Source organism: Pseudoxanthomonas sp. Soil82, from assembly GCF_040446535.1.
GTDB classification, from domain to species: Bacteria; Pseudomonadota; Gammaproteobacteria; order Xanthomonadales; family Xanthomonadaceae; genus Pseudoxanthomonas; species Pseudoxanthomonas kaohsiungensis.
In genome coordinates this window covers 396,330-422,231 of the sequence record NZ_JBEAAK010000001.1, presented here as the reverse complement: position 1 = coordinate 422,231, position 25,902 = coordinate 396,330, and the positions used below count along the sequence as shown (strand labels likewise).

Sequence of the window (25,902 nt, the reverse complement as noted above, 5' to 3'; positions counted from 1 at the left end):
CATGAAAAGGACCGTGAAGTGGACCGTGCTTGCCGTGGCGATCGCCGCCGCGACAGCCGCCAACGCCGAAACCACCATCGACAACAACATCGTCAACAACTGGACGACCAACACCACCATCGATACGAACATCGATACCGACCTGAGCAAGAGCAAGTCGTACACCTCGACCGTCGACAAGTCGTACAGCTCGGACGTCGACAAGACCTACAGCTCCGACGTGAGCAAGACCTACACCTCGGACGTCAGCAAGACCATGGACCTGTCGTACAGCGACTCGTTCGATCGCGAGACGACCGCGACCCATTCGATCGACACCTCGTACAGCGACAACTTCGAGAAGAACACCACGATCAACAAGAACATGAGCTGGGACTACCAGCGTAATGTCGTGGACACCGACATCAACCACGACGAAGACGTCAACATCGACCACGACATCACCGTCGACAAGGAAGTGGACGAGCATGGCGTCTCGGCCGAGCTGGAGTCCGACCTGTCGCTGACCTCCGACATCGACTTCAGCGGCAGCCCCACCGTTTCGGGCGACCTGGAGATCGACTCGGCCGCGATCGCCGTGATCGACAACCGCCAGTCCAACAGCGGCAACCTGGGCATGAACGACGTCCTCACCAATGACGCGTCCATCGCCGACAACACCGCCACCGCGGCCGAAGGCAACCTGCAATTCAACGTGGCCGCCGGCGACAACAACCAGCAGGACAACGCCGCCGCCCTGTCCGCGGCCGACGCCAGCTTCGCGTTCGGCCTGGCCGATTCGAAGGTGTTCGTGCAGCAGGCCGGCATGGCCAACGTCACCAAGAACATCGGCAACACCAACACCGCCAGCGTCGGCGACGCCGCGTTCGCGGACGCCTCCGGCAACATCGGCGTGAACGTGACCTCGGGCAACAACAACCAGCAGAAGAACGCGCTGGCCGCCTCGGTCGCCACCTCGCGCTACGCCTCTGCCGCGGTCAGCTCCAACCAGCAGTCGTCCGGCAACTTCGTGGTCAACGCGCCCAAGCGCGACGTGCAGTACGACCGCGTCGGCATCTCGCTCAGCGGGCGCGTCGCTGGCGGCACCATCGCCGTGGGTGCGGGCGGCTACGAGGGCACCGAGTCCGGCACGACCAGCAGCGAGGGCGCGGCCTACCAGCAGAGCAACCTGTATGCCGATGCCTGGCAGGGTGAGAGCCACCCGGGCGGTGGCAACACCGGCCACATCGACTTCGATGCTGCCGCACAGGGCGCCGTCGCCAATCCGAACCGTCCGGGCGTGGGCGGCTTCGCCTTCGACACCGAGGATTCCGGCAGCTACGAGGGCACCGAAGAAGGCGACCTGGGCTTCCTGGAGCTCGGCTATGCCGACCTGTGGGCCAGCCTGAGCGGCTACGTGACCATCGCCCGCAACGTGGTGGACACCTACACCACCAACACCGCCTCGCTGTCCGGTGACGCCTTCGCGCGTGCCACCGGCAACATCGGCGTGAACGTGTCGGCCGGCACCGGCAACCAGCAGGCCAACAGCCTGTCGATGGCCGTCGCCCAGCCCTCCACCGGTGGTGGCGGTGGCGGTGGCGGCGAGTAAGCCACGCAGCGCAGTACGCATATCCCGCAAGGGATGAAAGAGTGACTCCCGGCCATCCGCCGTGACCGGGAACTCACGGAATGCCCCGTCCCGCCTCCCCCGCGGGACGGGGCTTCCACTCCGACCGACGCTCCATCGCCACCCAACGTCCTGGAACGGAAACCGCCGCCATGCCGCGACTGCTCCCGCCGAGCCTGCTCCTACTGCTTGCGATGTGCGCGCTTCCTGCGCCGCACGCCCAGGCCGCGGACATCGCCTTCTCCGGCGTGCTCCCCAATGGGGCGCTGTACTACACGCCGGTGGAAAGCATGCGCGAATCGCGCTTCCGCCACCTGGTCCGGCAACAGACGGACTACAGCTGCGGGGCCGCGTCGCTGGCGACGATCCTCAAGTACGCCTACCACCTGGACGCGGACGAGAACACCGTGATCGAGGGCATGCTGACCCTGGCCGACCCCGAGGTGGTCAAGGAACGCGGCTTCTCCCTGCTGGACATCAAGCGCTACGTCGAGTCGCTGGGCATGCGCGGCCGCGGCTACCGGGTCGACGAGAACCGCCTGCGCTCGCTACGGGTTCCCAGCCTGGTACTGATGGACGTCAACGGGTTCCGCCACTTCGTGGTGCTCAAGCAGGTCCGCGGCGACCTGGTCGAAATCGGCGACCCCATCCTCGGCAACCGGGTGATGCCGCTGCCGGATTTCCTGGAGGCGTGGCCGTCGCGGGCGGTGTTCGTCGTTATCGGCACCGACTTCGACCGAAACACGGTTCTGTTGCAGCCCAGCACCAAGCCCAGTGCGCGGGCGCTTTACGCACGGCAGGGTCCGCTTACCGATGCCGAACTGCTCGACTTCGGATTCACCCATGCCGACCTGTTCTGAAAGGAGTTGAACATGAACGGAAAACGCACGCTCTGCATCGCCATTGGACTGGCGACCGCACCGGCCGCGTTGCCCGCCTTCGCGCAGGCGCAGGCCTCGCCCTCGCCCGCGGCGACGCCCGCCACCGGCCTGACCGAACTGACCGACGAGGAAATGGGTGACATGCGCGGCCGCTACACGGTCAGCAACAACACCGTGGCGTGGTTCGGCGTGACCATGGTCTCGACCTGGCAGAACCAGGCCGGCCAGCAGCTGACCAGCAGCATGAAGGTGACCATGGACGCCCGCACGCCGGACAAGCCGGTGGTCAGCTTCCAGCCCCACGTGAGCATCACAACGGTCGATGTGGCGCCGCCTTCGCCCGACGGCCAGCGCGAAATCGACAACGCCGGCCTTGCCAACGTCACCGGCGTAACCCAGAGCATCCAGGTCGCCGGCGATGACAACGCCGCCCACAACGTGGCCCAGGTAACCGTGCGCGACCAGGTGCCCACCGGAGAAGGCGCAGCTCCCGCCACCGCCGAACCGGCGGGCGGCGCGACGGCGGTTTCCGTGGCGCCCCCGGTGGCCCTGCCGGATCCCGTCGCCTCCCCGGCCACCATCGCCACCGCCAGCGCCGCCGGCATGAACGCGGTCGCCCAGCTGGACGGCAACGCGGCGCGGGTGCTGCTGCAGATCGACGGCCAAGGCGCGGTCGAGCAGTGGATCAACCGCAGCGGCATGGGCCAGACCATCATGCTGTCCAGCGATGGCCAGACCGCCAGCAACTGGATGGAGCTGGACATCGTGCGCAACACCTCGCAAGCGCGCGCCGGCGTGGCGCAGAACGTGGCGCAGGCCATTGCCCTCAGCCGCGGCATCGCGGTCGGCTACTGACGGACCGTTCCAGAAGGAGAGGCAGGTGATCAGGAAGACGGCGGCTACATCCACTCCGGCCCTGCGGCTGGCGATCATCTCCACGCTGGCCGCGTCGGCATTCGCGCCAGCGGCCTCGGCGCAGCAGGCACCGGGGGCCACGCCGGCCGACGAGGCCGAGCTGCGGCAACTGAGCGAGCAGCTGGCCGAGCTGAAGTCGGCCTACGCGCAGGAAGTACGCCGCTTGCGCGAGCTGGACATGCAGGTGCAGGCGCTGCAGGCGCGCCTGGCGGGAAAAGTGCCCGCGGCCACCGGAACCGCCTCCGCACCCGCCGCGGCCGCCGCCGTGGCCGCGCAGCCCGCGGCGCCTCCTGCCGACAGCGCGCCGCCGCCCTCGCAGGCCGGCTACGCCAGCACCGCGGCCGAAGCGGAGAAGGCGAAGAGCGAATCGATGACGCGCAGCGTCGCCGACGTGAAGCAGGCCACGCGCACCCTGTTCGACCAGCGGCTGGTGATCGAGAACGGCCTCACCTACAACCGCTACGACCGCAAGCAGCTGACCCTCAATGGCTTCCTCGCCCTCGACGCGATCTTCCTCGGCAACATCGCCATCGAGAACGTCGAATCGGACACAATGAACTACAACTTCGCGGCGCGCTGGGGCGTTACCCCGAAGCTGACGCTCAACCTCGATGCGCCCTACCTGTGGCGCAAGACGGTCTACCAGAAGGGCGGGGCTGGCGGCGCCGCCGGCGCGATCGCGCAGGAGGAGACCACCGGCAGTGGCCTCGGCGACATCACCCTCAGCGGCAACTTCCTGATGCTGCCCGAGACCACCGGCCGCCCGGAGCTGGTGTTGAACGCCGGCGTGACCCTGCCCACCGGTCAGGAGCCCTACGGGATTCCGTGGCGCGTACTGGAACGCGACGACGACGACTTCATCCGCTTCGCCGTGCCGGAGGAACAGCCCACGGGCAATGGCGCGTACCAGGCGAGCATCGGCGTGTCGGCGGTGAAGACCAGTGATCCGGCAATCCTGTACGGAAACTTCGGCTACACCTACTCATTCGAGTCCAGCTTCGACGACATCGACAACAATCCCGACACGGTGAACCCGGGCGACGTGAAGCTGGGCGAATCGTTCTACTTCGGCGCCGGCGTGGCGTTCGCGTTCAACGAGCGCACCAGCTTCAGCATGTCGCTGAGCAACCGGCTCAGCGCCCGTACGCGGACGCGCTACGAAGGCCAGCCGTGGTCCAAGGTGATCGGCAGCGATGCCAATTCGGCGCTGTTCAACCTGGGCGTCACCTACGCGCTGAGCGAACAGGCCACCATCGTCGGCCTGCTCGGCATCGGCCTGACCCCGGACGCGCCGGATTTCAGCCTCGGCTTCCGGGTTCCATACTCGTTGTAGGGCGCAGCCTGCAGGCGGTGGGAGCGCGTAGGCGCCGGCCTAGCCGTAGCTTCCAGCCACGGGCGCCTTTTCACGGACGAATGTCCGGTCTCCCCGGCTCCTACACCCGCAACGCCTCGAGCTCGAGCTGGTGCTTCTTGCACAGCCTGTAGACGGTGACCCGCGAAACGCGCAGGCGTCGCGCGCACTCGCTGACGTTGAAGCCCGAGTCGCGCAGGGTGGCCAGGATGGCCTCGCGCTCGGCATGGATCCGGACTTCGCCCAGGGCGTCCGCGCCGGTCGCGACGCCATCGCCCAGCTGCAGCGCCTGCGCGTCGATCAGCTCGCTTTCGCTGACCACGGCCGCGCGCCGCACCCGGTTCATCAGCTCGCGGACGTTCCCCGGCCACCGGTGCGAATGCATCTGCCGGCGGGCGGACGCATCGAAGCCGCGGGCGCGCACCCGGTGCTGTTCGCGGAACTGGGCCAGGAAGTGCCGGGCCAGCAGTTCCACGTCGGCGCCCCGCTCGCGCAGCGGCGGCATGTGCAGGCGCAGGACATCGAGGCGGTAGAACAGGTCCTGGCGGAAGCGGCCGTGTGCGATCGCCTCCTCCAGGTCGACGTGGGTGGCGGCGACCACGCGCACGTCGATGTGGATCGAGTGGTGGCTGCCGACGCGTTCGATCGTGCCTTCCTGGAGGACGCGGAGCAGGTTGGTCTGCGCGTCCAGGGGTAGGTCGCCGATCTCGTCCAGGAAGATGGTGCCGCCGTCGGCGGCCTCGAACAGGCCGATCCGGCGCGCCGCGGCACCGGTGAACGCGCCCTTCTCATGGCCGAACAGTTCGGCCTGCACCAGGCTGGCCGGCAGGGCGCCGCAGTTGACCGCGATGAAGGGGCGGCCGCGCCGCGACGACATTTCGTGCAGGGCGCGCGCGGCCAGCTCCTTGCCGGTACCGGTCTCGCCGGTCACCAGCACCGGCAATTCGACCGGCGCGAACTTGTGCAGGTTCGCATGCACGGCGAGCATCGCCGTGCTCGAGCCGACCAGGCAGTCGATGCCATCGCCCGCGCTGCGCCGCGTGTCGCCGTCGACGATCTTGGCAAGGCGCTGGATCTGGACCAGGTCCAGCGGCTCGCACAGTTGCAGCAGGCAACCCCGGGGCGGCATGTCGGCATCGCCCAGTATCACCAGCGGAAGATCAGAATGGGGCGCAAGCAGGTCGAGCATCGCCGTCGACCAGGCTTCATCGGCGTGGCGCAGGTCGAGCAGGGCGGCGACGCGGTCGCCGCCGCGCAAGCCGATCCGCGCCCCGCGCGGGTCCTCGATGACGCGCACGTCCCAGCCGGTCGCGGCAAGGACATCGCGCTCCTGCGGCGTGGGACGCCCCAGCCAGATCATGCAACGCGGTCGGATCTCGGGAACTGCCGCCATAGTTCCTTGCTCCTGGTGCCATCCCGGCGAACGGGACGTTTGCGGGACGGACATCCTTGCGGACGGCCGTCGGCGCAGCCTGCCTACGCTTCGTGACAGGCGGTTAATAAGTGGATGAAAGGCGCCCGGGCAAGCCGGCCGCACGCCATCGGCGCTGCACCTCAGTGTCCGCCCGCTGCCGCATCGCGGCGGGTCCGATTCGGTGAAGGGATCGGATAGGGCGGACGATCTCGGCGTGCCATGGTGTTCCCCCGGAAAACAAGCGTGTTGCCAGCCGCGCAGGTTGGAATGACGGCTGTATCCGGGAAAACGCCGGCGGCCAGGAGGACAGGACAGACGTCCCGTCCGTCCTTCAGCATGATGAGTTGTTCAGCGAGATGAAGCAGGGTAGGCCAACAGCAGGACCAGGTCGTCCTCGCCCACCTGTTCGATCGCATGGGTGCTGCCGGGGCGGGTCAGCATGGCGTCGCCGGCGGCCACGTCATGGACCTCGCCATCGAGCACGTAGCGCCCGCGGCCGGCGAGCACGTAGTAGATCTCGTCCTTGTGGTGCTGGTGCAGGCCGATACCGGCGCCCTTGTGCAGGACCCGCTTGCGCATCACGAAGGACAGCCCCGGCGCCTCGGCGAACAGCGGATAGGCGGTGGTGGTGCCCGCGCCGCCATGCGGACCCGGCTGCTGCCGCGCAAGGTCGCGCTCGTGCACGACCGAAGACGGATTCTTCTGCGCGGCCAGGTCGGCGCGCGCGCTGGACGGTGCACCGCAGTCGGTGTCGCGCACCACGTGTGCGCCCAGCGCCGGGTCCAGCGCCTTCCAGTCGCGCACCACCAGGCAGGCGACCATGGTCGCCCCGGCGACGCTGAAGTGGGTGTCGTCGCGCACCTCGCGCTCGGGCACGTGCTCGAAGTACGCCTTGGACGCTTGGTCGCCGAGCGCGCGCAGCCAGTCGGTGCTGCTGGCGTTGAGGTCGATCAGCGCGACCTGTTCGCGCGCGGCCAGTTCGCGCACCGCCTGGGTGTAGCGGGCGTGGGTGTCCAGCAGCGAGCCGAAGTCCCAGACGCGCCGCGACACCGGAGTCAGCAGGACCGGAGTCGCGCCGCGCTCGCGCGCCAGGGACACGTAGCGCATCAGCCATTGCGGATAGGCCTGCCCGGGCTCGTTGTAGCGCCGCGGATCTTCGTACTTGGCATCGTTGTGGCCGAACTGGATCAGCAGCACGTCGCCCTTGCGCAGCTCGCGCGCGACCGGCTCCAGCCGGCCTTCCTCGATGAAGCTGCGCGAACTGCGCCCGCCCATCGCGTGGTTGCGCACCTCGAAGGCCGCGGGGTCGAGGAAGCCCTGCAGCTGCTGGCCCCAGCCATTGCGCGGCGCGCGCTCGGGGCCGTACTCGGCGGCGGTGGAATCGCCGGCGATGAACACCCGGCGCGGCCCGGCCCATGCGTCGGCCACGCTGGCAAGCGAGGCGAGGGCGGCGAACGCCAGGGCGATCGGCAGCAGGCGCATGTGCATGATGGTCACTCGCAAAAAGAAGCCCCGCTGACGGCTGGGCCGGGCGGGGCTGGGTCGGTACTGGCTCAGGCCGCGGATGCGGAGAGAGTGCATCCGGCGGCACGACGAATGCGCAACCGCGGCCGGAGCGCGCCCCGACGTGGGGTTCAGCGCGCCAGCCAGCCGCCGTCGACCGGGATCACCGCGCCGTTGACATAGTCGGACGCCGCGCTGGACAGGAACACCGCGGTGCCGCCCAGGTCGGCCGGCTCGCCCCAGCGCGCGGCCGGGATGCGGTCCAGGATCGCCTTGTTGCGGTCCTCGTCGGCGCGCAGCTGCGCGGTGTTGTCGGTGGCCATGTAGCCCGGCGCGATGGCGTTGATGTTCACGCCCTTGGCCGCCCACTCGTTGGCCAGCAGCCGGGTGATGCCGGCGATGCCGCTCTTGGAGGCGGTGTACGACGGCACGCGGATGCCGCCCTGGAACGAGAGCATCGAGGCGATGTTGATGATCTTGCCGCGGCCCTGGGCGATGAAGTGCTTGCCGGCGGCCTGCGACATGAAGAACGCGGACTTGATGTTGACGTTCATCACGTCGTCCCAGTCCTTTTCGGAGAAATCGACCGCGTCGGCGCGGCGGATCAGGCCGGCGTTGTTGACCAGGATGTCGAGCCCGCCGAGGCCGGCGACGGTCTCGGCGACGATGCGCTCGACCGGTTCGATGCTGATCAGGTTCGCTTCGATGTTGAGGAAGCGGCGACCCAGGGCCTTCACCTTCTCGCCGGTCTCGTCGGCGGGAACGATGCCGGCGGCGGCGATGTCGGCGCCCGCGGCGGCCAGCGCCAGTGCGATGCCCTGGCCCAAGCCGGTGTTGGCGCCGGTGACCAGCGCGACCTTGCCTTCGAGGCTGAACGGGTTGCTTGCCATGACATATCCTCTGTAGAGCGGGGCTTACCCCGCTGGAGCCGTGTGGAGAAGCCGGCTGTTTGGGCTCCGGCCTGTTCGTACGTGCTTGGAATAGCAGCGGGGCAAGCCCCGCTCTACGCCCGTTGCGCCTGCGGCGCGCTACTTCAGCTGGCAGATGTCCAGCACGTTCATGTCGGTGTAGTCCAGGTTCTCGCCGCCCATCGCCCAGATGAAGGCGTAGTTGCTGGTGCCCGAGCCCATGTGGATGGACCACGGCGGCGAGACCACCGCCTCGTCGTTCTGCATGACGATGTGGCGCTGCTGGTCCGGCTGGCCCATGAAGTGGTAGACGCGGTCGTTGGCACCGAGGTCGAAGTAGAAGTAGACCTCGCTGCGGCGGTCGTGCAGGTGCGGCGGCATGGTGTTCCAGACGCTACCCGGCTTGAGCACGGTCAGGCCCAGCAGCAGCTGCGAGGACTGGCAGGTGGCCGGCACGATGAACTGGTAGATGGTGCGCTCGTTGCTGGTTTCCAGCGCGCCGCGCTCCAGCGCCACCGCGTCCTTGATGGACAGCTGCTTGGTCTCGAAGCGCGCGTGCGCCGGGGTCGAGGTCAGGTAGAACTTGGCCGGGTTGGCGGCGTCGGCCGAGGCGAAGCTCACGTCCTCGCTGCCCATCGCCACGTACAGGCCGTCCTTCGGACCCAGCGTGTAGGCGGTGCCGTCCACGGTGACCGTGCCGGTGCCGTTGCCGACGTTGATCACGCCAAGCTCGCGACGCTCCAGGAAGGGCTTGCCCGCGGCCGAGGCCGGCTCGGTCTGCTTCGGCAGCGACACGGCCTTGGCCACCGGCGCGGCGCCACCGATCACGAAGCGCTCGTAGTGCGTGTAGCTCAGCCGCACTTCGTCGGCGGCGAACAGCTCGCCGATCAGGTACAGGTCGCGCAGCTCGTCGTTGCTGGCGCCCTGCATGACGCCGGGGTGGGTCGCGTAGTAGGTCTTCTGGTACATCGGATCGGGCTCCTGGGGCGGTGCGCCAGCGACGCGGGGGCGGCTCTGGCCTTGTATTGGGACCATTCTAGCGAAGGACGGTAACCGGTGTCATTCCGCGTTGCGGCAAAAGACCGGAGCTTCCCCCGGTGGTTGGATCAGGTCAGGCGGGAGGCTGGCAGGAGTCGCGGACGATCAGGTGCGGGCGCACGCTGGCGACCGGGAGCGGACCGGTGTCGGTGCGGATCAGCATGGTCGCGGCGATGCGCCCGGTGTCGCGGGTCTGGCGGCGCACGGAGGTCAGCGACGGCCACAGGCGCGCCGCCAGCGGGCTGTCGTCGTAGCCGACCACCGACAGGTCGCGCGGGATGCTGATCCCCGCGCGCATGGCGACCTTGTAGACGCCGGCGGCCATTTCGTCGTTGCCGCAGAAGATCGCGGTCGGCCGCTGCTTGCCGGCCAGCAGCTTCTCGGCGGCGGCCACGCCCGACTCGAAGGTGTAGCTGGCTTCGATGATGCGCGACTTGGGTACTTCGATGCCGCGCCTGGCCAGGGTGTCGACGAAGCCTTCGGTGCGTTCGATCGCCGAGCGGTAGGCCAGCGGACCGGTGATGAGGGCGATGTCGCGATGGCCCAGGGTCAGCAGGTAGTCGGCCGCCTCGGCCGCGCCGTCGCGATCGTGGGTTACGATCATCCGGCCGTCGGTGTCCTCGAAACCGACCGGGACGATGCGCGTGTAGCGGCAGCCCATCTCGGCGAGCATGTCGGCCAGGTTCTGGTCCTCGGAGGCGCGCGGGATCAGCATCACCCCGTGCAGTTTCTGCTGCTGGACGAAGCGCCGCACGCCGTCGATGTAGCCGGGGCTGCGGGTGTCGCAGGGGTGCACGACCAGTTCGAAACCCGATTCGCGCAGCGCGTCCAGCGCGCCGTACTGGATGTCGACGATGTACTGGGCGGTCGGGTTGTCGTAGACCATGCCGATCAGGAACGAGCGGCGGAAGGCCAGGCCCCGCGCCAGCGGGTCGGGCACGTAGCCGACCTCGCGCATCAGCGTTTCCACTTTCTCCCGGGTGTCCTTACGGACCAGCGGCGAGTGGTTGATGATCCGCGAGACCGTCTTCTTGGAAACCCCGGCCAGCCGTGCGATGTCGTTGATGGTCGCCGCCTTGCCGGCGGGCGGCCGGGCGGACGGGGGGGCGGGGGTCGGGCGCGCTGGCATTGGCATGTTCGGGGTGGAGTCCGTCGATTCTAGCCGGAGCCGCGGTGCTGGCGGGTCCCGGTCGCCAGGGGCGCCGGGATCCGGTCAGGCCAGCAGGTCCGGCAGCCAGAGCGAAAGCTGCGGGAAGAACGCCACCACCAGCAGCACGGCCAGGCCCGCCAGCCAGAACGGCCAGATCGTGCGCATGCTCTGGGCGATGGTGATCTTGCCGATCGCCGTGCCGATGAACAGCACCGAGCCCACGGGCGGGGTCACCAGGCCGATGCCGCCGGTCAGGACCAGCACCAGGCCGAAGTGGATCGGATCGATTCCGTAGGCTTTGGCCACCGGCAGGAAGATCGGGGTGCAGATCAGGATCATCGGCGCCAGGTCCATGAAGGTGCCCAGCAGCAGCAGCATGACGATGATCATCAGCAGGACCATGTACTTGCTGTGCGCGAACGACTGCAGGAACTCCACCGCCGCCGCCGGCACCTGCAGGTAGGCCAGCAGCCAGCCGAACACCGCCGCGGTGGCGATCACGAACAGGATCACGCCGGTGCTGCGCGCGGCATGGGTCACCGTCTCCAGGAACACGCGGAACTTGAGTTCGCGGTAGAGCACCGCGGTGACCAGCAGCGCGTAGACGACGGCGATCGCCGCCGATTCCACCGCGGTGAAGATGCCGGCGCGGATGCCGACGAAGATCAGCGCGACCAGGCCCAGCCCGGGCAGCGCCGAGACCAGCCGCACCAGCACCGCGCGCCAGCCGGGGAACGGCTCGACGCCGTAGCCGCGGTGGCGCGCGACCACGTATCCGGTGACCATCAGCGCGGCGGTCATCAGCAGCGCCGGCATGATCCCCGCGGCGAACAGCCGCGCGATCGACAGCCCGCCACCGGCTGCGGCCGAGAACAGGATCAGGTTGTGCGAGGGCGGCACCAGCAGCGCCACGAGGGCCGCGGTGATGCTGACGTTGACCGCGAAGTCGCGGTCGTAGCCGCGCTTGACCATCTGCGGGATCATCGTCCCGCCCACCGCCGAAACGTCGGCGATGGCCGAGCCCGATACGCCGCCGAAGAACAGCGACGACAGCACCGAGACCTGGCCCAGGCCGCCGCGCATGCGTCCGACCAGCGAGGAGGCCAGCGCGATCAGGCGTTCGGAGATGCCGCCGCGCATCATGATCTCGCCGGCGAAGATGAACAGCGGGATGGCGATCAGCGACGCCGAGCCGGCGCCGGCGGAGACCTGCTGGACCATCACCACCGACGGCAGGTCCAGGTACAGCAGGGTCACCAGCGAGGCGGCGGCCAGGGCGAAGGCGACCGGTACGCCGACCACCAGCAGGATCGCGAACACGAGGAACAGCAGCGCGATGGCCATGTCAGAGGTCCCCTTCCTGCGGCGGCGCCTGCGGCGCGGCGTGTTGCGGCGGCGCCACCGCCTGGACGAGCTGGTGGGCGGCGAACAGCGCCATCAGCGCGCCGCCCAGCGACAGCGGCAGGTAGTTGATGCTCTGCGGCAGGTTCGCGCCGGCGGCACGGATGTCGAGGCCGTCGAGCAGCAGGCGCGCGGACCAGTAGGCCAGCACCATGCCGATCGCGGCGACGATCAGCGCGGCCAGCACGTCGATGGCCCGGCGGATCCCCGGGCGCACGTGGTCGTGCAGCAGGAAGAAGCCGAAATGCCGTCGCGTGTGCACGCCTGCCGCCGCGCCCAGGCTCATCGCAGTGGCCAGCAGCAGCAGGGTCACCGGCTCGGTCCAGCTGGGCGAGTCGTTGAGCACGTAGCGGGTGAACACCTGCCAGCCCTGGACCACGACCAGCCCGAGCAGGGCGGCGGCGGCCACGGCGATGGCGATGCCTGCGATCCGGTCCAGCGCGCGCTGCGCGGGGCTGGCCGGGAGGGAAGTGGCGGTCTCGCTCGTATGACTCATGGGGACCCGGATCAGGCGAGGTCGCGGATGCGACGGTACAGGGCTTCGATTTCCGGCTTGCCGTGGTACTCGTCCAGCAGCGGCTGGGCCGCCGCGCGGAACGCAGGCAGGTCGGCTTCGTTGGCCTGGACGCCCCACTCGAGTACCGCCTCGCGGGCCGCGCCCTCGGATTCGTCCCACTTGGCGCGCATCACCGGCACCGAGGCGCGGGCAGTGCGCAGCAGCAGTTCGCGGTCGGCGGGAGCCAGCGACAGGAGGCTGGCCCGCGACATCACCAGGATGTCGGGCGCGTAGGAATGGCGCGTCTCCGACCAGAACCCGGCAGCCTCGAAATGGCGGCTGGAGTGGAAGCTGCGCATGTTGTTCTCGGCTCCGTCGATCATGCGCGTCTCCATCGCCGAGAAGGTCTCGCCCAGCGACATCGGCGTCGGGTTGGCGCCGAGCAGGCGCACCAGCTTGATGAAGATGTCCGAGGCCGCGACGCGCATCTTCATGCCGTGCAGGTCCTTCGGTGCGACGATCGGATGCCTGGTGTTGTAGAAGCAACGCGCGCCGGAGTCGTAGATCGCCAGGCCGACCAGGTCGCGCGTCTCGAAGCCGCGCAGCACCTCGTCGCCGACGTCGCCGTCGACCACGCGGCGCAGGTGCTCGATCGAATCGAACACGTACGGCAGGCACAGCGCCTGGGTCAGCGGGAAGGCGTTGTTCAGGGCGCCGGAGAACACGCGGGTGATGTCGATCACGCCGTAGCGCGCCATGTCGATCGCTTCGGCCTCGCGGCCGAGCTGGCCGGAGTGGTAGAGGCGGATCTTCAGCCGGCCACCCGTTTCCTCCTCAAGGGTCTTGCCGATCCAGCGCACCGCCTCGACGGTCGGATAGTCCGATACGTGCACGTCGGTCGCGGTCAGGACGCGCTGGCCGGCGTCGTCGACCGTGTCCGCGGCGGCGACCGCGCGGCCGCCGAACGCCAGCGGCAGCGCGCAGGCGGCGCTGGCGCCGCCCAGCAGCAGGCGGCGTCGGCTCAAGCCGGTCATGCAGGCGTCTCCTGGCTGGCGGGAACGGCGTGGCAGTCAAGCGTGCCATGCCCGTGGAACACCACGCGCGCGCTCTGCCCGGCGGCGATGTCATGGATGCCGGTGGCGTTGCCGGTGGCGATGTACTCGCCGGCCTTGAGCGGCCGGCCGCGCCGGGCCGAGCGTGACAGCGCGAAGGCGAACGCCGTGCGCAGGCCGCCGGGGAGGCGCTCGGCGCCGCCGCTGCCGACGCTGGCGCCGTCGATGAAGGTCTCGGCCAGCAGCTGCGCCTCGTCCAGCGAGGTCCAGTCGGCGATTTCGGCGCCGAGCAGCAGGCCGTTGTTGTTGCCGAAGTCGGACACCACCACGCGCGGCCCGAGCTGGTTGATCGTCGCCAGCGGACTGCTGGCGACTTCCACGCCTATGAACAGGGTGGAAGGCAGCGCGGCCGCCTCATCGGGCGTCCAGTCCAGCTTGTCGACCGGCGCATCGGCCTCCAGGCGCAGGACGTACTCGGCCTCGACCGCGCCGAAGCCGCCGACGAACACCGGGATCGGCATGCTGCCACCGGTGGCATTCCAGAAGTGGCGGGCAAAGATCGGGCCGAGCAATCGCTCGTCGCCCGAGGCATCGCGGCGTTCCGGGGCGATGTAGCCGACCTTCCAGCCGACCACGCGGTCGGGCCACTGCGCGATGGCCAGGTCCTGGACCCGGTAGGCGGTGACCAGGTCATCGGGAACGGTCCCCGGAAACCCTTCCAGCGCAGCGCCGGCGCGCCTGGCGGCGACGAAGCGGTCCGCGATGCCGCTCAACTGCGGCGACGGCGCCGTATCGTCCTGATGGCCTGTAAGCGTGCTCAAGGTGTCTCCCGGGGAATGTGCTTAGCGTGTTGCGCCGCGGATCGACAGCAGGCGCGGAAGCTGTATATGGTAAACCGGTGTCATGCCGCAATGTGCACTGCGACAACGCGGCACTGCACGCTGCATCGCAACATGTGGAGGCCCTTGGAATGCGACTGCTTTACCGGCCCGCTGCGCGTCGCCCCCGGATCCGCGCGGCCGGCCTCTGGCTGCTGCTCGCGGCGCTCCCCGCAGCCGGCGGCGCGTCGCCCGGCAGTCCACTGCCGGCATCGGTGCCGCCGGTGGAAATCCCGCTCTGGCCCGCCGCCGCCCCGGGTTCGGAAGCGCTCGCAGCCGGCCAGCGCGTGGTCGAGCGCAGCCGCGACCCGCGGGTACCGGACCGCTATGCCGAGCGCATCGGCACGCCCTCGCTGGCCATCTACCGCCCTGCCCGTCCGGACGGACGCGGCCTGCTGGTCGTGCCCGGCGGCGGCTACCAGCGGGTGGTGCTGGACAAGGAAGGCAGCGCGCTGGTGCCGGCGTTCGCCGAGGCCGGTGGGTTGACCCTGTTCGTGCTGCGCTACCGCCTGCCGGGCGAAGGGCATGCCAACCCGCGCGAAGTTCCGTTGGCCGACGCGCAGCGGGCGATGCGGCTGATCCGCCACCGCGCGGCCGAATGGGGCGTCGACCCCGACGGCCTGGGCGTAATGGGCTTCTCCGCCGGTGGCCACGTGGCCGGCAGCCTGGCCACGCGCCACGCCGAGCGCGTGTATCCGCCGGTCGACGCCGCCGACACGCTCGACGCGCGTCCCGCCTACGCGCTGCTGGTGTACCCGGTGATCGACATGGGTGCGCACGCGCATCCGGGCTCGCGCCGGCAACTGCTCGGCGAAGCACCCGACGCGGCGGCGGTGGAGGCTTACTCGCTGCAGAACCGCGTCGGCGCGGCCACGCCGCCGGTCTTCCTCCTGCACGCGCAGGACGACGAGGTCGTGCCGGTCGAGAACACCCTGCTGTTCGAAGCCGCGCTGCGCGACGCCGGCATCGAGCACGAGACCCATCTCTACGCGCGCGGCGGGCACGGCTTCGGCGTGCGCCAGGCCGGTGGCACGCTGGCGCGGTGGCCATCGCTGGCACTGGCCTGGATCGACGCCCACGCGCCCGCATCTGCCTCCGCACCCCAGGATTGAACGATGTCGGATATCCCTGCTCCCATCACGCCTTCCGTCGACGCGCAACGCCGCCGCCTGCTGCAGGCGACCGCCGCCGGCATCGCACTGGTAGCTCTTGCCCCGCCGGCCTTCGCCACGACTGACGCAGCGAGCACCGTTGGCGCCACGCGCGCCGGCCGCGTGCGTGGCCTGCGCGAGCAGGGCGTGCATGCCTTCAAGGGCATCCGCTATGGGGCCGACACCACGGGTGCGCGCTTCCAGCCCCCGCGTGCCCCGCGCGCCTGGTCCGGCGTGGCCGATGCGACGGCCTACGCCGCCTCCGCGCCGCAGCGGGGGGGCGCCGGTCCCGGCAGCGAGGATTGCCTGTTCCTCAACGTCTGGACGCCTGCCCTCGCCGATGGCGGCAAGCGGCCGGTGCTGGTCTACATCCACGGCGGCGGCTACGACACCGGTTCGGGCAGCGATCCCCTGTACGACGGCACGCGCCTGTGCCGGCGCGGCGACGTGGTCGTGGTTACCGTGAACCATCGGCTCAATGCGTTCGGCTACCTGCACCTCGGCCGGATCGGCGGCTCGGACGTGGCCGCGTCGGGCAACGCCGGCCAGCTCGACCTGGTGCTGGCGCTGCAGTGGGTGCGCGACAATATCGCCGGTTTCGGCGGCGACCCCGGCAACGTCACCGTGTTCGGCCAATCCGGTGGCGGCGCGAAGATCGCCACGCTGATGGCGATGCCGGCAGCGCGCGGACTGTTCCATCGTGCGTGGACGATGAGCGGGCAGCAGGTCACCGCCGCCGGTCCGCGCGCGGCGACCCAGCGCGCGCAACTGTTCCTGCATACGCTGGGCATCGACCCGGCCGCGCCCGATGCGGTCGCCCGCCTGCGTGCGCTGCCTGCGGCGGAGATCCTGGAGGCGACCACCGTGCGCGACTTGTCGCGGGTGGAGGACACGCGCCTGTACTTCGGCCCGGTCATGGATGGCGAAGTGCTGCCGCGGCATCCGTTCTGGCCCGACGCGCCGCCGCAGTCGGCGGCGATCCCGATGGTGATCGGCAACACCCGCGACGAGACGCGCGCCTTCCTCGGCAACGACCCGCGCAACTTCGAGCTGGACTGGGAGGCGCTTCCCGCGCGGCTGGAAACGCAACAGTTCGTGGATATCCGCGCCGACCTCGTGGTCGCCGAATACCGCCGCCTGTATCCGCACTACACGCCGTCGGAGGTGTTCTTCGCCGCGACCACGGCCGGGCGCTCCTGGCGCGGCGCGGTGGAGGAACTGGAGGCGCGCGCGCGCCAGGCCGGTCCGGCCGCCCCGACCTGGGCCTACCAGCTGGACTGGGGCTCGCCGCTCGACGGCGGCAAGTTCCGCGCCTTCCACACTCTCGACATCCCGCTGGTGTTCGACAACATCCGCCAACCAGGCTCGCGTACCGGCGACGGTGCCGATGCGCAGGCACTGGCCGACCGCATGAGCGACGCGCTGCTGGCGCTGGCGCGGCATGGCGATCCGAACCACGCCGGCCTGCCGCGCTGGGAGCCGTACTCGATGGCGCGGCGGCAGACGCTGCTGTTCGACGTGCCGCCCGCGCTGGCCGACGATCCACGCGGGGCCGAGCGCCGCTTCTGGCAGCAGGCCCCGTTCGTGCAGCGCGGGACGATGTGACGGCGCCGGCGGGCGGGCGTCCGGCTCAATAGTCGAGCGCGCGATACCGGAAGTCGCGGAAGTGCACCTTGCCCTCGCCGGCCGCGTAGATGCCCGGCTTCAGCGCAAGGAACTGCCCGGCGACGTTGTGGTGGTAGCCGGACACCTCCATCTGCACCGGGTACTTCTCCCAGGCCTTGCCGTCGGTGCTGGTGTGGAAGGTGACGATGTGCTCGTCGTTGGTCACCCGCAGCCAGAGCCTGCCGCCCTTGCCGGGCGCCAGTCCATTGGTGGGACGTTCCTGGCCGTAGCGGTGCATGACGAACTTCTCGCCGTTGCTGCCCACGCCCACGTACAGGCGGTCGTTGTAGAACAGCAGCGCGCCACCGATCGCGCCCGGCTCGATTTCCATTTCCACTTCGAACTGGTAGGCCTTGTCGCCGGCGATCACGGTCAACGGCGAACTGTCGCGTGGCGTGCTGCCCTTGCCCTGAAGGGTCATCACGCCGCCGCCGAACGATAGGCGCGCGTACTCGTCCTGGGCCGGGTCGAAGAACGACCACTGGTGGCCCAGCCGGCTGCCGTCGAACGCGTCCGACAGCGCCATGCCGTGCGGGCCGACCGACGTTCCGCTGGGCTTCTCCATGGGCCGGCCGAGGTCGCCGCCCTTGGCGATGAACCAGCCGTCGTCGGTCCACTCGACCGGATCGAGCAGCGCCTGGCGGCCCAGCGTCCAGTAGCCGTTCTCGTAGCCGTGGTAGATCATCCACCAGCGTCCATCGGTGCCTTCGACCACGGTGGCGTGGCCGCGCGACCACCACGGTTCGCTGCGGTCGACGGTGCGCGTGATCGGATTGTGCGGCGAGTTCTCCCACGGGCCGTGGATCGACTTCGAACGCGCGGTGATCACCATGTGCCCGGTCGGCGGGCCGGCGGTGCCGCCCACGGCGGTGGTCATGTAGTACCAGTCGCCGCGCTTGTGTATCTTCGGGCCCTCCTGGGCGTAGCTCTCCACGTCCCAGCTTTCCGGGTACTGCCAGCCGTCGTAGACGTGCTTCGGTTCGCCGACCACGCGCAGGCCGTCGTCCGACAGCTGCACGTAGTCGCCGCCCGACAGGAACAGGTAGCGCTTGCCGTCCTCGCCCACCGCGTGGCCCGGATCGATGTACTGGCCCAGGCCGATGTTCACCGGCTCGCTCCACGGGCCGCGGATGTCGTCGGCCCACACGACGTAATTGCTGCGCGTGCTGCCCTCGGTGCCGCCGGTACGGGCCGGGAAGTAGATGTAGTAGCGGCCTTCGTGCTTGACGATGTCCGGGGCCCAGATCGAGCCGACGTTCTTCGTGATTGCATGGCCCAGCGGCTGCCAGTTGACCAGGTCGCGCGAGTGCCAGATCGGCAGGCCCGGATAGGCGTCGAACGAGGACGAGGTCAGGTAGTAGTCGTCGCCGTCCTTGAGCACCGACGGGTCGGGCCGGTCGCCCGCGAACACGGGGTTGAGGAAGGTGCCGTCGCCCAGGTCGGCCTGGCGCTGGTGCTCGATGCCGCGCTTCCAGGGGCTGGCCGGTGTGTCGGCGGCCAGCGCCGTGGGCACGGCCAGGCTGGCCAGGCCGTAACCGGCGAGGGCGGGCAAGGCGAGCAGCAACAGGGAATGCAAGGGGCGCAGGGCCATGACTGGTCCTTTGGGGCAGGGGGAGGGTCCGGTGCATGGCGCGCGGCACGGCCAAATGACACCGATGGTCAATGGACCGTAACAGACACCGCCCGACCCGGGCATCCTGCGCCGCAGCACGTGGTCGTCGCGGGCGCGGCTAAAGTCGGATTGTCCGCATCGCCAGCTTTGTGGCCGGATGACACCGATGCCATGCCCGGACGCCGACGAGCACCGGAGCCCGCCAAGAACGCCCGCAACCCTCTTGAGCCCCATGTCCCCATCTTCGACCTTTGCCAGCCGTCGCCTTCTCGCCCACGCGTCCCTGCTCCTGCTGCTGGGCGTATCCGCCGCCAGCCTGGCCGCGGTCGATCCCTCGATCGGCGAGCGGCCGCCGGTCACCCCGGTCCGCGCCAGCAAGATCATCCTGGTGGGCGATTCGACCACTGCGGTGCAGGGCGGCTGGGGGCCGTCGTTCTGCGCCGATCATGTCGCCTCGTTCATGGCCTGCATCAACCTGGCCCGTGGCGGTCGCAGCACCTACAACTACCGCGCCGAGGGTTCGTGGGAGATCGCGCTGCATGAAATGCGCACCGACGCCTATGCCGGTGGCGTGTACGTGTTGATCCAGTTCGGTCACAACGACCAGCCGGGCAAGCCCGGACGCTCCACCGCCCTGGCGACCGAATTCCCCGACAACCTGCGCCGTTACGTGCGCGAAGTGCGCGCCGCCGGTGCGACGCCGGTGCTGCTGACGCCGCTGACCCGGCGCCAGTTCAAAGAGGGCATGCTGGTCGACGACCTGGCGCCGTGGGTCGAAGCCACGCGCAAGGTCGCGGCCGAGCTGAATATACCGCTCGTCGACCTGCACGCGCGCAGCGTGGCCGCGGTGCAGGGCATGGGCCCGGTGCAGGCGATGCGCCTGGCCCAGGCGCGTCCGCTGCCGGAGCAGGTCACCGCCGCGCAGGCCGGCACCACGATCGGCGCGACACCGGCCGCATCGGCGGGCGCCACGGCCGCCGCGCCGCAGGACAATGCGGCCGTCGAGCCGATGGGCGCGCCGAAGGCGGCGTTCGACTACACCCATCTGGGCCGCGAGGGCGCGGACTTCTTCGCCGCCATCGTCGCCGACGAGCTGGCGCGACAGGTGCCGGCGCTGCGACGCAACCTGATTCCATGAAGGACGATTGCCTGCCCCTCACCCGATGCGCGCGACCGCTGGACTGCGGCGGCGACCGGACGGGACCCGACGCATGAAGATCACACCCACACCCGTCACGGCCGCGCTGGCGGGCGCGTTCGCAGGGGTAGTGATGCCGCTGCTCTGGCCGCGCCTGGGCGATGACACCCTGGACTGGATCCTCGCCTTCCTGCTGGTGATCGCGCTGCCCGCGCACGCGCTGGTCGTGGGTTTCCACGCGCCACGCGAGTCGGCTGCCAGGGGGGCACTGGACACCGCGCTGCTCAAGCGCGTGGCGGCGTGGCTGCTGGCGGCGTTGGCGACAGCCGCATCGATGAAGGTGTTGCCCCCGTAGGGCCGGGCTCGCCCGGCTGCCAGCGCTTGCGGGGGCGACGAAGGGCAACCGGGCAAGCCCGGCTCTACGCCGCGAGGGTGGCCCATGTTGGCGACGCGCGGTTACCCCGGGAAAGGGCCGGCCGAGACCGGCCTTCCTCGGCTGTCTGCGCGCGCCGGCCTCAGGGCACCGCGCGCCGGTTGTTCAGGCGCGTGACTTCTTCGGCCTCGCCCTCGAGCGCGACACGCACGTAAAGACCGTCGGCCTTGCGGCCACCCAGCGGCAGCGACACCTTTGCGGTCTTGGGCAACAGGTCGGTCGGCGCCGACATCGCCGGCACCGCCACGCGCGCCAGCTCGCGACCGCGTGCGTCCTCCAGCACCGCATAGCCCGCACCGGTCGCCACGTGGCCCAGGCTGTGCACGACCACCTCGACCGAATCGCCGGCCACGCGCACGTCGCCGCGGCCGATGCCCAGGTCCGGTCGCGTCTCCACGGCCGCGCCCTTCTCGAGCAGCTCGAATTCCATCACCACGGTCTGCATCGGCGGGAACACCACGTCCACCGGGGCGCTCTTTTCGAAGTCGAATTCGCGCGTGGACGCCTTGCCATCGATGCGGTCGTCGCCGTCGCGGTCGATCCCCGAGGTCATGCGCCAGGTGCCTGGCGCCACGTTCCAGCCGGTCATCGTCGCCGGATGCGCCTTGCCGTCCAGATTGAAACCGATGACCTTGAAGCGGTCGCGGCGCGCATCGGGCAGCAGGATCGCCACCTGCTCGGCACCGTCCTCGCGGGCGAAGCGCCAGCTCACGGTATGGCCGGGGTAGGACTGGTTGCGCTCCAGCGCCACGCCGCCCAGGCGCTCGCGCTGCAGCAGCTCGCTGGCCGATTCGACCCGGTCGGACCACCAGTGGCCTTCGGTGACCATGTACTCGCGCAGCGCCTTGAGTTCGATCGACTCCGCGTGCATCGCCTCCAGGTACTTCTTGTCGCCGGTCTGCTGCCAGGCGGCGAGGCTGGCGAAGCCGGTGTCGCCCTGGTCGGCCGCCTCGACCAGCGCCTGGCCCCAGTCGCCTTCGCGGCCGAGCACGCCGATGAAGTTCTCGCCCAGGTTGGACAGGCTGGCCGGGCCGCTGCGCCCGGCGCGGTAGTCGAGCGCGCGCAGGTACTTTTCGTCGCCGGTCCAGCGGTACGCGGTCCAGAACAGGTGCATGGTGTCGCCGCCGCCGGAGCCCTTCACCAGTTCGCCGCCGCGGGTCTTGCCGGTGGCCCAGTGGATCTCGTTGGGCAGCACCCAGGTGCCGTCGTCGGCGGTGTAGGCATGGGCCAGGTAGCCATCGGCCAGGCCGGTGACCAGCTTGCGGCCCGTGGGATCGGCGTTCCAGTCGCCGACCAGGAACGCAGGGTGCAGCGCCGGGAACGAATAGGGCTTCTGCCACTGCCAGTTCGGCTCGCGGTAGACCTTGTTGCCGCCGAACCAGTTGCTGGACCACAGCAGGTGGCCCTGCGGGTTGGGCAGGATGATCTTCTCGTCGTAGGCCTTGACCGTCTCCATCAGCCGCTCGACGGTCAGCGGGTCGCCCCAGTTGAGGTAGAGCATCGCGCTGTTGGCGTTGATGCCTTCCTCGTACGCGTGCAGTTCGTCGGTCTCGATCGTGCTGAGGCCGCCACTGAACATGCCATTGCGGTAGATCGCATCGGACACCGCGGTCAGCGAGGCATTGAGCTTGTCCGGCTTGATCCCCATCAGCGCCGCGCCCGGCCACTGCTGCACCAGGTCCGAGTCGTCGGACAGGCCGCCGCCGAAATCACCGTACTCGACCTGGCGGTGGTCGATCCACCAGTCGATGAACCGGCGCACGTACTGCATGTCCTGCGCCTGCAGGAACGCCCACTGCGGCACGCCCTTCGGCGCGGTGGGCAGGGTGAACGGCGGCCGGCCCTGGCTGTTGTAGCTGATGTAGTTCCAGTAGCGGCGACCCTGCTCGTGGTCCGGGTCCACGCGCAGCAGGTCGCTGAGGTCGGCATGGACGCGGGCGTACAGGCGCTGGCGCTTGGAAGTGGTGTGTTCCTCGACCAGGAAGCCCCAGTTGTCGCGCACCTGGTTGAAACGGTCGGCGACGTGCTCTTTCTTCGCCTCGGCGCGGTCCTTGAACACCAGCCGGACCTGGGCGCCATCGAGCGAGTGCGCGTTGAAGCCCGGGGCGGCCGAGGCGATGCTCAGCCACAGGCTGTGGTCGGTGAGGATGCGGTCGCGCAGGTCCAGCCACAGCGTGCGCTTCTGGTTGGGCTTGACCGACACCGAGACATCGATCATGTCGCGCGCCGGCCAGATCGGATCCTTGATGCGGATGTTGAGCGGAATCAGGCCATCGCGCGTGGCCGGCAGGTCCAGCGCCGGGAGGTCGATGGCCACGCCGTCCAGGCCGTCGTACATGTTCTCCCAGCTGTAGGCCCAGCTGCGGATCAGTGGCTGCGCCGCCGGCGCGGCGCCGACGCTGGACGGAATGAGCACGTGCACGATCGGTTCGGCGGCGATGGGCAGGCTGTCGTCGCCGCGCTTGCGCGAGCCGGCGCCCTTGGGCAGCGCCATCACCGTGGCCCGGCCCGGCGGCAGGAAGCGGCCATCGATGTAGCGGCGCAGCGCCTGCACGTTCTCGTAGTCGGGCAGCACGCGGCTGTCGACCACGTAGGCCTGCTTGACCGTGCCCTCCGGCTCGGCTGCATCGGTGACGTGGTAGGCCCAGATCTCCTGGATCGGCGTTTCCGGGGTGGTGTTGGTGAAGCGCACGTGGCCGCCGCGGCGCGCGGGAAACTGGTCGTAGGTGCGGACCAGGCCCTGCTCGCGCTCGAACAACGGCTGCTGCCGCGAGGCGTCCTCGCCGTGACTGGCCTTCCCATAGGCAGCGCCGCGGATCTCGATCCGGTTGAAGGGCTCGTCGGGCATCGCCAGGTCCATGGCCTGGCCGCCTTCCACGTACGTGTTCCAGTCCGGCAACTGGAAGTAGTCGTCGCGCCCGGGCAGGCGCGAACGGTTGTACACGCCCGGCCAGGTGGTTTCGGGAATGCCGTCGCTGCCCTTCCACATCCACTGCTTCTTGTCCTTGACGTCCAGGAAGCCGAGCATGCGCACCGAGGTCGTTGCCGAAGCCAGCCCCGGCGGTGCGCCGTGGTCCCAGCCGTACCGGTGGCGCCAGGCCGATCGCAGCGGTCCCTCGCCGATGGCCACCGAGGTGGATGGCCGGGCGCCGGCGAGGTCGCCGCGCCGGGCGAGCGTGGCGGCGGCCGGCGCGTCGAGCATGCGGTCGTACACGCGGATCTCGTCGAAGTCGCCGCCGCGCAGGAAGTTGTAGCGGCTCTGCACCTGGTAGGGCGCCATCACCCGTCCGGCCAGGCCGAGCTGGTCGAGCGCGGCGTCGTAGTCGAACGCGGCGCGCGGCTCGCACGAGGCCACGCAACCGACGGCCGACTGCTCGACGATGTCGACCTTCGCCACCTCCCTGCCATCGACGAACAGCCGCACGCCGCGGGTCTCGTCCCAGGCGAAGGCCAGGTGGGTCCAGTCCCGTGGGCCGGGCACCTTGTCGAGCTCGAACGACACCCGGGTGCGCGCCAGGTTGGCGTCGGTGACGAAGGCATCGAAGCCCTGGCCGTTCCAGTCGATCCGCAGCCAGGCCATGTCCCAGCTGCTGTGGTCGGCGTAACCGACCCGGAAGATGACGAACGGCGCCTCGCCCACCGCATAGCGGGGACGCCAGAAGAACGAGAGCGTGCCGCGCTCGGCATAGATGTTGCCCGGCGCGTTCCAGGCCAGCACGCCGTCGTCGGCCCATTCGATCGCCCCGCCCTGCACGCCGGTCGGGACGACCTTCACCCTGTCCTGGAAGTTGGGCACCGCGTCGCCGCCGGCATGGTCGGCGACGAAGCCGGCGTCGGCCGAGACCCGGAACAGCAGGTTCGGCGCCGTGTCGGTGCTGGCCGGGGCGGGGCCGGCGGCGAGGGCGGCGGCAAGGACGAGGGCGAACAGCGCCGGACGCATGGGGTCATTCATCGATTCGTGGTTCCAGTGGCGCAAACGTAAGGGATTGCGGGGTCAATGCGGCGCCGCGCCGGCGGCATGGACCTCGCGCCAGCGCGGGAGTTCCTGCGCCAGCAACTTTTCCGGCCAGGTGCCGTACCAGGCATAGCCTGTGCGGCGTTCGTTGGGCAGCGCCGCGAACGCGACCGGGCGGCTGTCGCGGTCGACGAACAGTGGCTGCTGTCTCTCCAGGTCGTAGAAGCGCGCCCACAGCGAAGCGCCCGGCCGCGCGACCACACGCACGTCCTCACCGGCCTCCTCCGAGGGCGCGTCGATGCGCTCCACGGCCAGGTCCGGAAGACGGTGGGCCTCCAGCCAGCGGGCGGCGGATTCGATCGCCGCGACCGTGCGCGCATCCGGGTGCGGCTGCCGCATCAGCAGGCGCACCACGCCCACCGATTCGGCAACGGCCAACGAAGGCAGCTCGTACGCCCGGGCCTTGGCCGGTTGCAACGTCGTCTCGTCGTACTGCGCGGCCCAGATGGTGGGCGTGCCGGAGATCCGCACGTGCAGCGCGAGCAGGCTGTCGATGCCACGCCTGGCGGCCGCGGCCGCCCTCGTGCCGAACTCCGGCTGCAGCGACGCCAGCGCACCCTCGCCCGCGGCGACCTGCTGCAGCAAGGTGATCGCATGCACCATCGCATCGTCGTTGAGCGTGATCTGGTGCCGGTACGAAGAGCTGTCCGGATAGAACTGCGGCCATCCGCCATCCGGATACTGGGCCCGCAACAGATACTCCACTCCCCGGCGCGCGCCGTCCAGGTAGGCCGGGTTGCCGGTGCGCGCATGGGCGGCGGCCAGGTAGGCGATCTCGCTGGTGGTGGCCTTGTTGTCTAGCGTCGCGTCGTCATGGCGGCCCGGCGCGCGCAATGCGGCGCGCTCGGCTTCGTCGTACCGGCGGCCGTAGTCGACCTTCCGGCCCAGGTAATGCTTGGACCAGCCGCCGGATGGCGTCTGCAGCAGCAGCATGTTGTCGGCCACCGGGTCGCTGGCACTCACGGCCGGCGCGGCGCTCGCGCATGCGGTGGGCAGCAGCATCGCCAAAGCGAGCGCCAAGCGTGGACCGAAAAGGGGGTTCATCGGAACGGCCTCCATTGGCCGAGGATCGCATCGGGGAGTACGCGGCGGCCTGCTCCGGCGTGAGCGGGTGCGACCAGGGAACCGGTCCCCCGGCGGCGACGCTGGCTTCGCGGTTGCCGGCTTCGGCGAAGAACGTGGCCGGCGGGGATGGACATCACTTCGCGGTAGGTGCCTGCCCGCAGCCGGATCGTGGCCGACATCGCGCCTGCCACGGTTGCGTCGACCGCGGCCTGGACCCAGTCGAAGCG

20 protein-coding genes are annotated in these 25,902 nt (G+C 69.8%); 8 read left to right on the top strand and 12 right to left on the bottom strand.

Annotated elements, in window-relative coordinates:
* Position 1 precedes the first annotated feature (1 nt).
* The 4 genes from ABKA19_RS01835 (at position 2) to ABKA19_RS01820 (ending at position 4,738) form a co-directional block, all read left to right on the top strand.
* Complete coding sequence (locus ABKA19_RS01835; protein WP_353687395.1) at positions 2-1,591, top strand: FapB/FapC family functional amyloid domain-containing protein; 1,590 nt, start codon at positions 2-4, stop codon at positions 1,589-1,591.
* Positions 1,592-1,803: 212 nt separating this feature from the next.
* Entirely contained in the window at positions 1,804-2,469 is a 666-nt protein-coding gene (locus tag ABKA19_RS01830) for a C39 family peptidase (protein WP_353688022.1), read from the top strand.
* Positions 2,470-2,481: 12 nt separating this feature from the next.
* On the top strand, positions 2,482-3,345 hold the full coding sequence (locus ABKA19_RS01825) for a hypothetical protein (protein WP_353687394.1): 864 nt from the start codon (positions 2,482-2,484) through the stop codon (positions 3,343-3,345).
* Positions 3,346-3,370: 25 nt separating this feature from the next.
* Positions 3,371-4,738, top strand: coding sequence for a transporter (locus tag ABKA19_RS01820; protein WP_353687393.1), 1,368 nt, complete (start codon positions 3,371-3,373; stop codon positions 4,736-4,738).
* Between the two features lie 100 nt (positions 4,739-4,838).
* On the opposite strand, the gene ABKA19_RS01815 is transcribed toward ABKA19_RS01820, so the two are convergent.
* The 9 genes from ABKA19_RS01815 to ABKA19_RS01775 form a co-directional block, all read right to left on the bottom strand.
* On the bottom strand, positions 4,839-6,149 hold the full coding sequence (locus tag ABKA19_RS01815; RefSeq protein WP_353687392.1) for a sigma-54 interaction domain-containing protein: 1,311 nt from the start codon (positions 6,147-6,149) through the stop codon (positions 4,839-4,841).
* Between the two features lie 369 nt (positions 6,150-6,518).
* Positions 6,519-7,652, bottom strand: a complete 1,134-nt coding sequence (locus ABKA19_RS01810; RefSeq protein WP_353688021.1) for a GDSL-type esterase/lipase family protein — start codon at positions 7,650-7,652, stop codon at positions 6,519-6,521.
* Positions 7,653-7,804: 152 nt separating this feature from the next.
* Positions 7,805-8,563, bottom strand: coding sequence for a 2-dehydro-3-deoxy-D-gluconate 5-dehydrogenase KduD (gene kduD / locus ABKA19_RS01805; RefSeq protein WP_162375923.1), 759 nt, complete (start codon positions 8,561-8,563; stop codon positions 7,805-7,807).
* A gap of 138 nt (positions 8,564-8,701) precedes the next feature.
* The gene (gene kduI, locus ABKA19_RS01800; protein WP_353687391.1) at positions 8,702-9,550 is read right to left on the bottom strand and encodes a 5-dehydro-4-deoxy-D-glucuronate isomerase; all 849 of its coding nucleotides are present in this window, start codon (positions 9,548-9,550) and stop codon (positions 8,702-8,704) included.
* A 142-nt stretch (positions 9,551-9,692) separates the two neighbouring features.
* Positions 9,693-10,748, bottom strand: a complete 1,056-nt coding sequence (locus ABKA19_RS01795) for a LacI family DNA-binding transcriptional regulator (RefSeq protein ID WP_353687390.1) — start codon at positions 10,746-10,748, stop codon at positions 9,693-9,695.
* A gap of 84 nt (positions 10,749-10,832) precedes the next feature.
* Entirely contained in the window at positions 10,833-12,113 is a 1,281-nt protein-coding gene (locus tag ABKA19_RS01790) for a TRAP transporter large permease (protein ID WP_353687389.1), read from the bottom strand.
* 1 nt (position 12,114) lies between these two features.
* Positions 12,115-12,666, bottom strand: a complete 552-nt coding sequence (locus tag ABKA19_RS01785; protein ID WP_353687388.1) for a TRAP transporter small permease — start codon at positions 12,664-12,666, stop codon at positions 12,115-12,117.
* Positions 12,667-12,677: 11 nt separating this feature from the next.
* Positions 12,678-13,700, bottom strand: a complete 1,023-nt coding sequence (locus tag ABKA19_RS01780; RefSeq protein ID WP_353687387.1) for a TRAP transporter substrate-binding protein — start codon at positions 13,698-13,700, stop codon at positions 12,678-12,680.
* Positions 13,697-14,539, bottom strand: coding sequence for a 2-keto-4-pentenoate hydratase (locus tag ABKA19_RS01775; RefSeq protein ID WP_353687386.1), 843 nt, complete (start codon positions 14,537-14,539; stop codon positions 13,697-13,699). The genes ABKA19_RS01780 and ABKA19_RS01775 overlap by 4 nt, the downstream gene beginning before the upstream one ends.
* 149 nt (positions 14,540-14,688) lie before the next feature.
* Here ABKA19_RS01775 and ABKA19_RS01770 point away from each other — a divergent pair, with 149 nt between their 5' ends.
* Both ABKA19_RS01770 and ABKA19_RS01765 read left to right on the top strand, forming a co-directional pair.
* The gene (locus ABKA19_RS01770; RefSeq protein WP_353687385.1) at positions 14,689-15,708 is read left to right on the top strand and encodes an alpha/beta hydrolase; all 1,020 of its coding nucleotides are present in this window, start codon (positions 14,689-14,691) and stop codon (positions 15,706-15,708) included.
* 12 nt (positions 15,709-15,720) lie between these two features.
* Positions 15,721-17,352: a carboxylesterase/lipase family protein gene (locus ABKA19_RS01765; protein WP_502945711.1), complete on the top strand. Its 1,632-nt coding sequence runs from the start codon at positions 15,721-15,723 to the stop codon at positions 17,350-17,352.
* 25 nt (positions 17,353-17,377) lie between these two features.
* Here the strand turns inward: ABKA19_RS01765 and ABKA19_RS01760 are convergent, their stop codons facing one another.
* A complete protein-coding gene (locus ABKA19_RS01760; protein WP_353687383.1) occupies positions 17,378-19,003 on the bottom strand; it encodes a family 43 glycosylhydrolase in 1,626 nt (541 codons plus the stop codon).
* A 253-nt stretch (positions 19,004-19,256) separates the two neighbouring features.
* Between ABKA19_RS01760 and ABKA19_RS01755 the strand changes: the two genes are divergently transcribed.
* Complete coding sequence (locus ABKA19_RS01755; protein ID WP_353687382.1) at positions 19,257-20,162, top strand: rhamnogalacturonan acetylesterase; 906 nt, start codon at positions 19,257-19,259, stop codon at positions 20,160-20,162.
* 73 nt (positions 20,163-20,235) lie between these two features.
* Positions 20,236-20,517 (top strand): hypothetical protein, encoded by a 282-nt coding sequence (locus ABKA19_RS01750; protein ID WP_353687381.1) that lies wholly within the window; start codon positions 20,236-20,238, stop codon positions 20,515-20,517.
* 160 nt (positions 20,518-20,677) lie between these two features.
* On the opposite strand, the gene ABKA19_RS01745 is transcribed toward ABKA19_RS01750, so the two are convergent.
* Both ABKA19_RS01745 and pelA read right to left on the bottom strand, forming a co-directional pair.
* Complete coding sequence (locus ABKA19_RS01745) at positions 20,678-24,547, bottom strand: LamG-like jellyroll fold domain-containing protein (RefSeq protein WP_353687380.1); 3,870 nt, start codon at positions 24,545-24,547, stop codon at positions 20,678-20,680.
* A 42-nt stretch (positions 24,548-24,589) separates the two neighbouring features.
* Positions 24,590-25,654 (bottom strand): pectate lyase, encoded by a 1,065-nt coding sequence (gene pelA / locus ABKA19_RS01740; RefSeq protein WP_353687379.1) that lies wholly within the window; start codon positions 25,652-25,654, stop codon positions 24,590-24,592.
* Between the last annotated feature and the right edge of the window lie 248 nt (positions 25,655-25,902).

What these genes read in the sequence shown, in the direction of transcription:
- ABKA19_RS01835 (WP_353687395.1), top strand. Translation starts at nt 2, where the DNA reads ATGAAAAGGACCGTGAAGTGGACCGTGCTTGCCGTGGCGATCGCCGCC.
- ABKA19_RS01830 (WP_353688022.1), top strand. Translation starts at nt 1,804, where the DNA reads ATGTGCGCGCTTCCTGCGCCGCACGCCCAGGCCGCGGACATCGCCTTC.
- ABKA19_RS01825 (WP_353687394.1), top strand. Translation starts at nt 2,482, where the DNA reads ATGAACGGAAAACGCACGCTCTGCATCGCCATTGGACTGGCGACCGCA.
- ABKA19_RS01815 (WP_353687392.1), bottom strand. Translation starts at nt 6,149, where the DNA reads ATGGCGGCAGTTCCCGAGATCCGACCGCGTTGCATGATCTGGCTGGGG.
- ABKA19_RS01810 (WP_353688021.1), bottom strand. Translation starts at nt 7,652, where the DNA reads ATGCGCCTGCTGCCGATCGCCCTGGCGTTCGCCGCCCTCGCCTCGCTT.
- kduD (WP_162375923.1), bottom strand. Translation starts at nt 8,563, where the DNA reads ATGGCAAGCAACCCGTTCAGCCTCGAAGGCAAGGTCGCGCTGGTCACC.
- kduI (WP_353687391.1), bottom strand. Translation starts at nt 9,550, where the DNA reads ATGTACCAGAAGACCTACTACGCGACCCACCCCGGCGTCATGCAGGGC.
- ABKA19_RS01795 (WP_353687390.1), bottom strand. Translation starts at nt 10,748, where the DNA reads ATGCCAGCGCGCCCGACCCCCGCCCCCCCGTCCGCCCGGCCGCCCGCC.
- ABKA19_RS01790 (WP_353687389.1), bottom strand. Translation starts at nt 12,113, where the DNA reads ATGGCCATCGCGCTGCTGTTCCTCGTGTTCGCGATCCTGCTGGTGGTC.
- ABKA19_RS01785 (WP_353687388.1), bottom strand. Translation starts at nt 12,666, where the DNA reads ATGAGTCATACGAGCGAGACCGCCACTTCCCTCCCGGCCAGCCCCGCG.
- ABKA19_RS01780 (WP_353687387.1), bottom strand. Translation starts at nt 13,700, where the DNA reads ATGACCGGCTTGAGCCGACGCCGCCTGCTGCTGGGCGGCGCCAGCGCC.
- ABKA19_RS01770 (WP_353687385.1), top strand. Translation starts at nt 14,689, where the DNA reads ATGCGACTGCTTTACCGGCCCGCTGCGCGTCGCCCCCGGATCCGCGCG.
- ABKA19_RS01760 (WP_353687383.1), bottom strand. Translation starts at nt 19,003, where the DNA reads ATGGCCCTGCGCCCCTTGCATTCCCTGTTGCTGCTCGCCTTGCCCGCC.
- ABKA19_RS01755 (WP_353687382.1), top strand. Translation starts at nt 19,257, where the DNA reads ATGTCCCCATCTTCGACCTTTGCCAGCCGTCGCCTTCTCGCCCACGCG.
- ABKA19_RS01750 (WP_353687381.1), top strand. Translation starts at nt 20,236, where the DNA reads ATGAAGATCACACCCACACCCGTCACGGCCGCGCTGGCGGGCGCGTTC.
- ABKA19_RS01745 (WP_353687380.1), bottom strand. Translation starts at nt 24,547, where the DNA reads ATGAATGACCCCATGCGTCCGGCGCTGTTCGCCCTCGTCCTTGCCGCC.
- pelA (WP_353687379.1), bottom strand. Translation starts at nt 25,654, where the DNA reads ATGAACCCCCTTTTCGGTCCACGCTTGGCGCTCGCTTTGGCGATGCTG.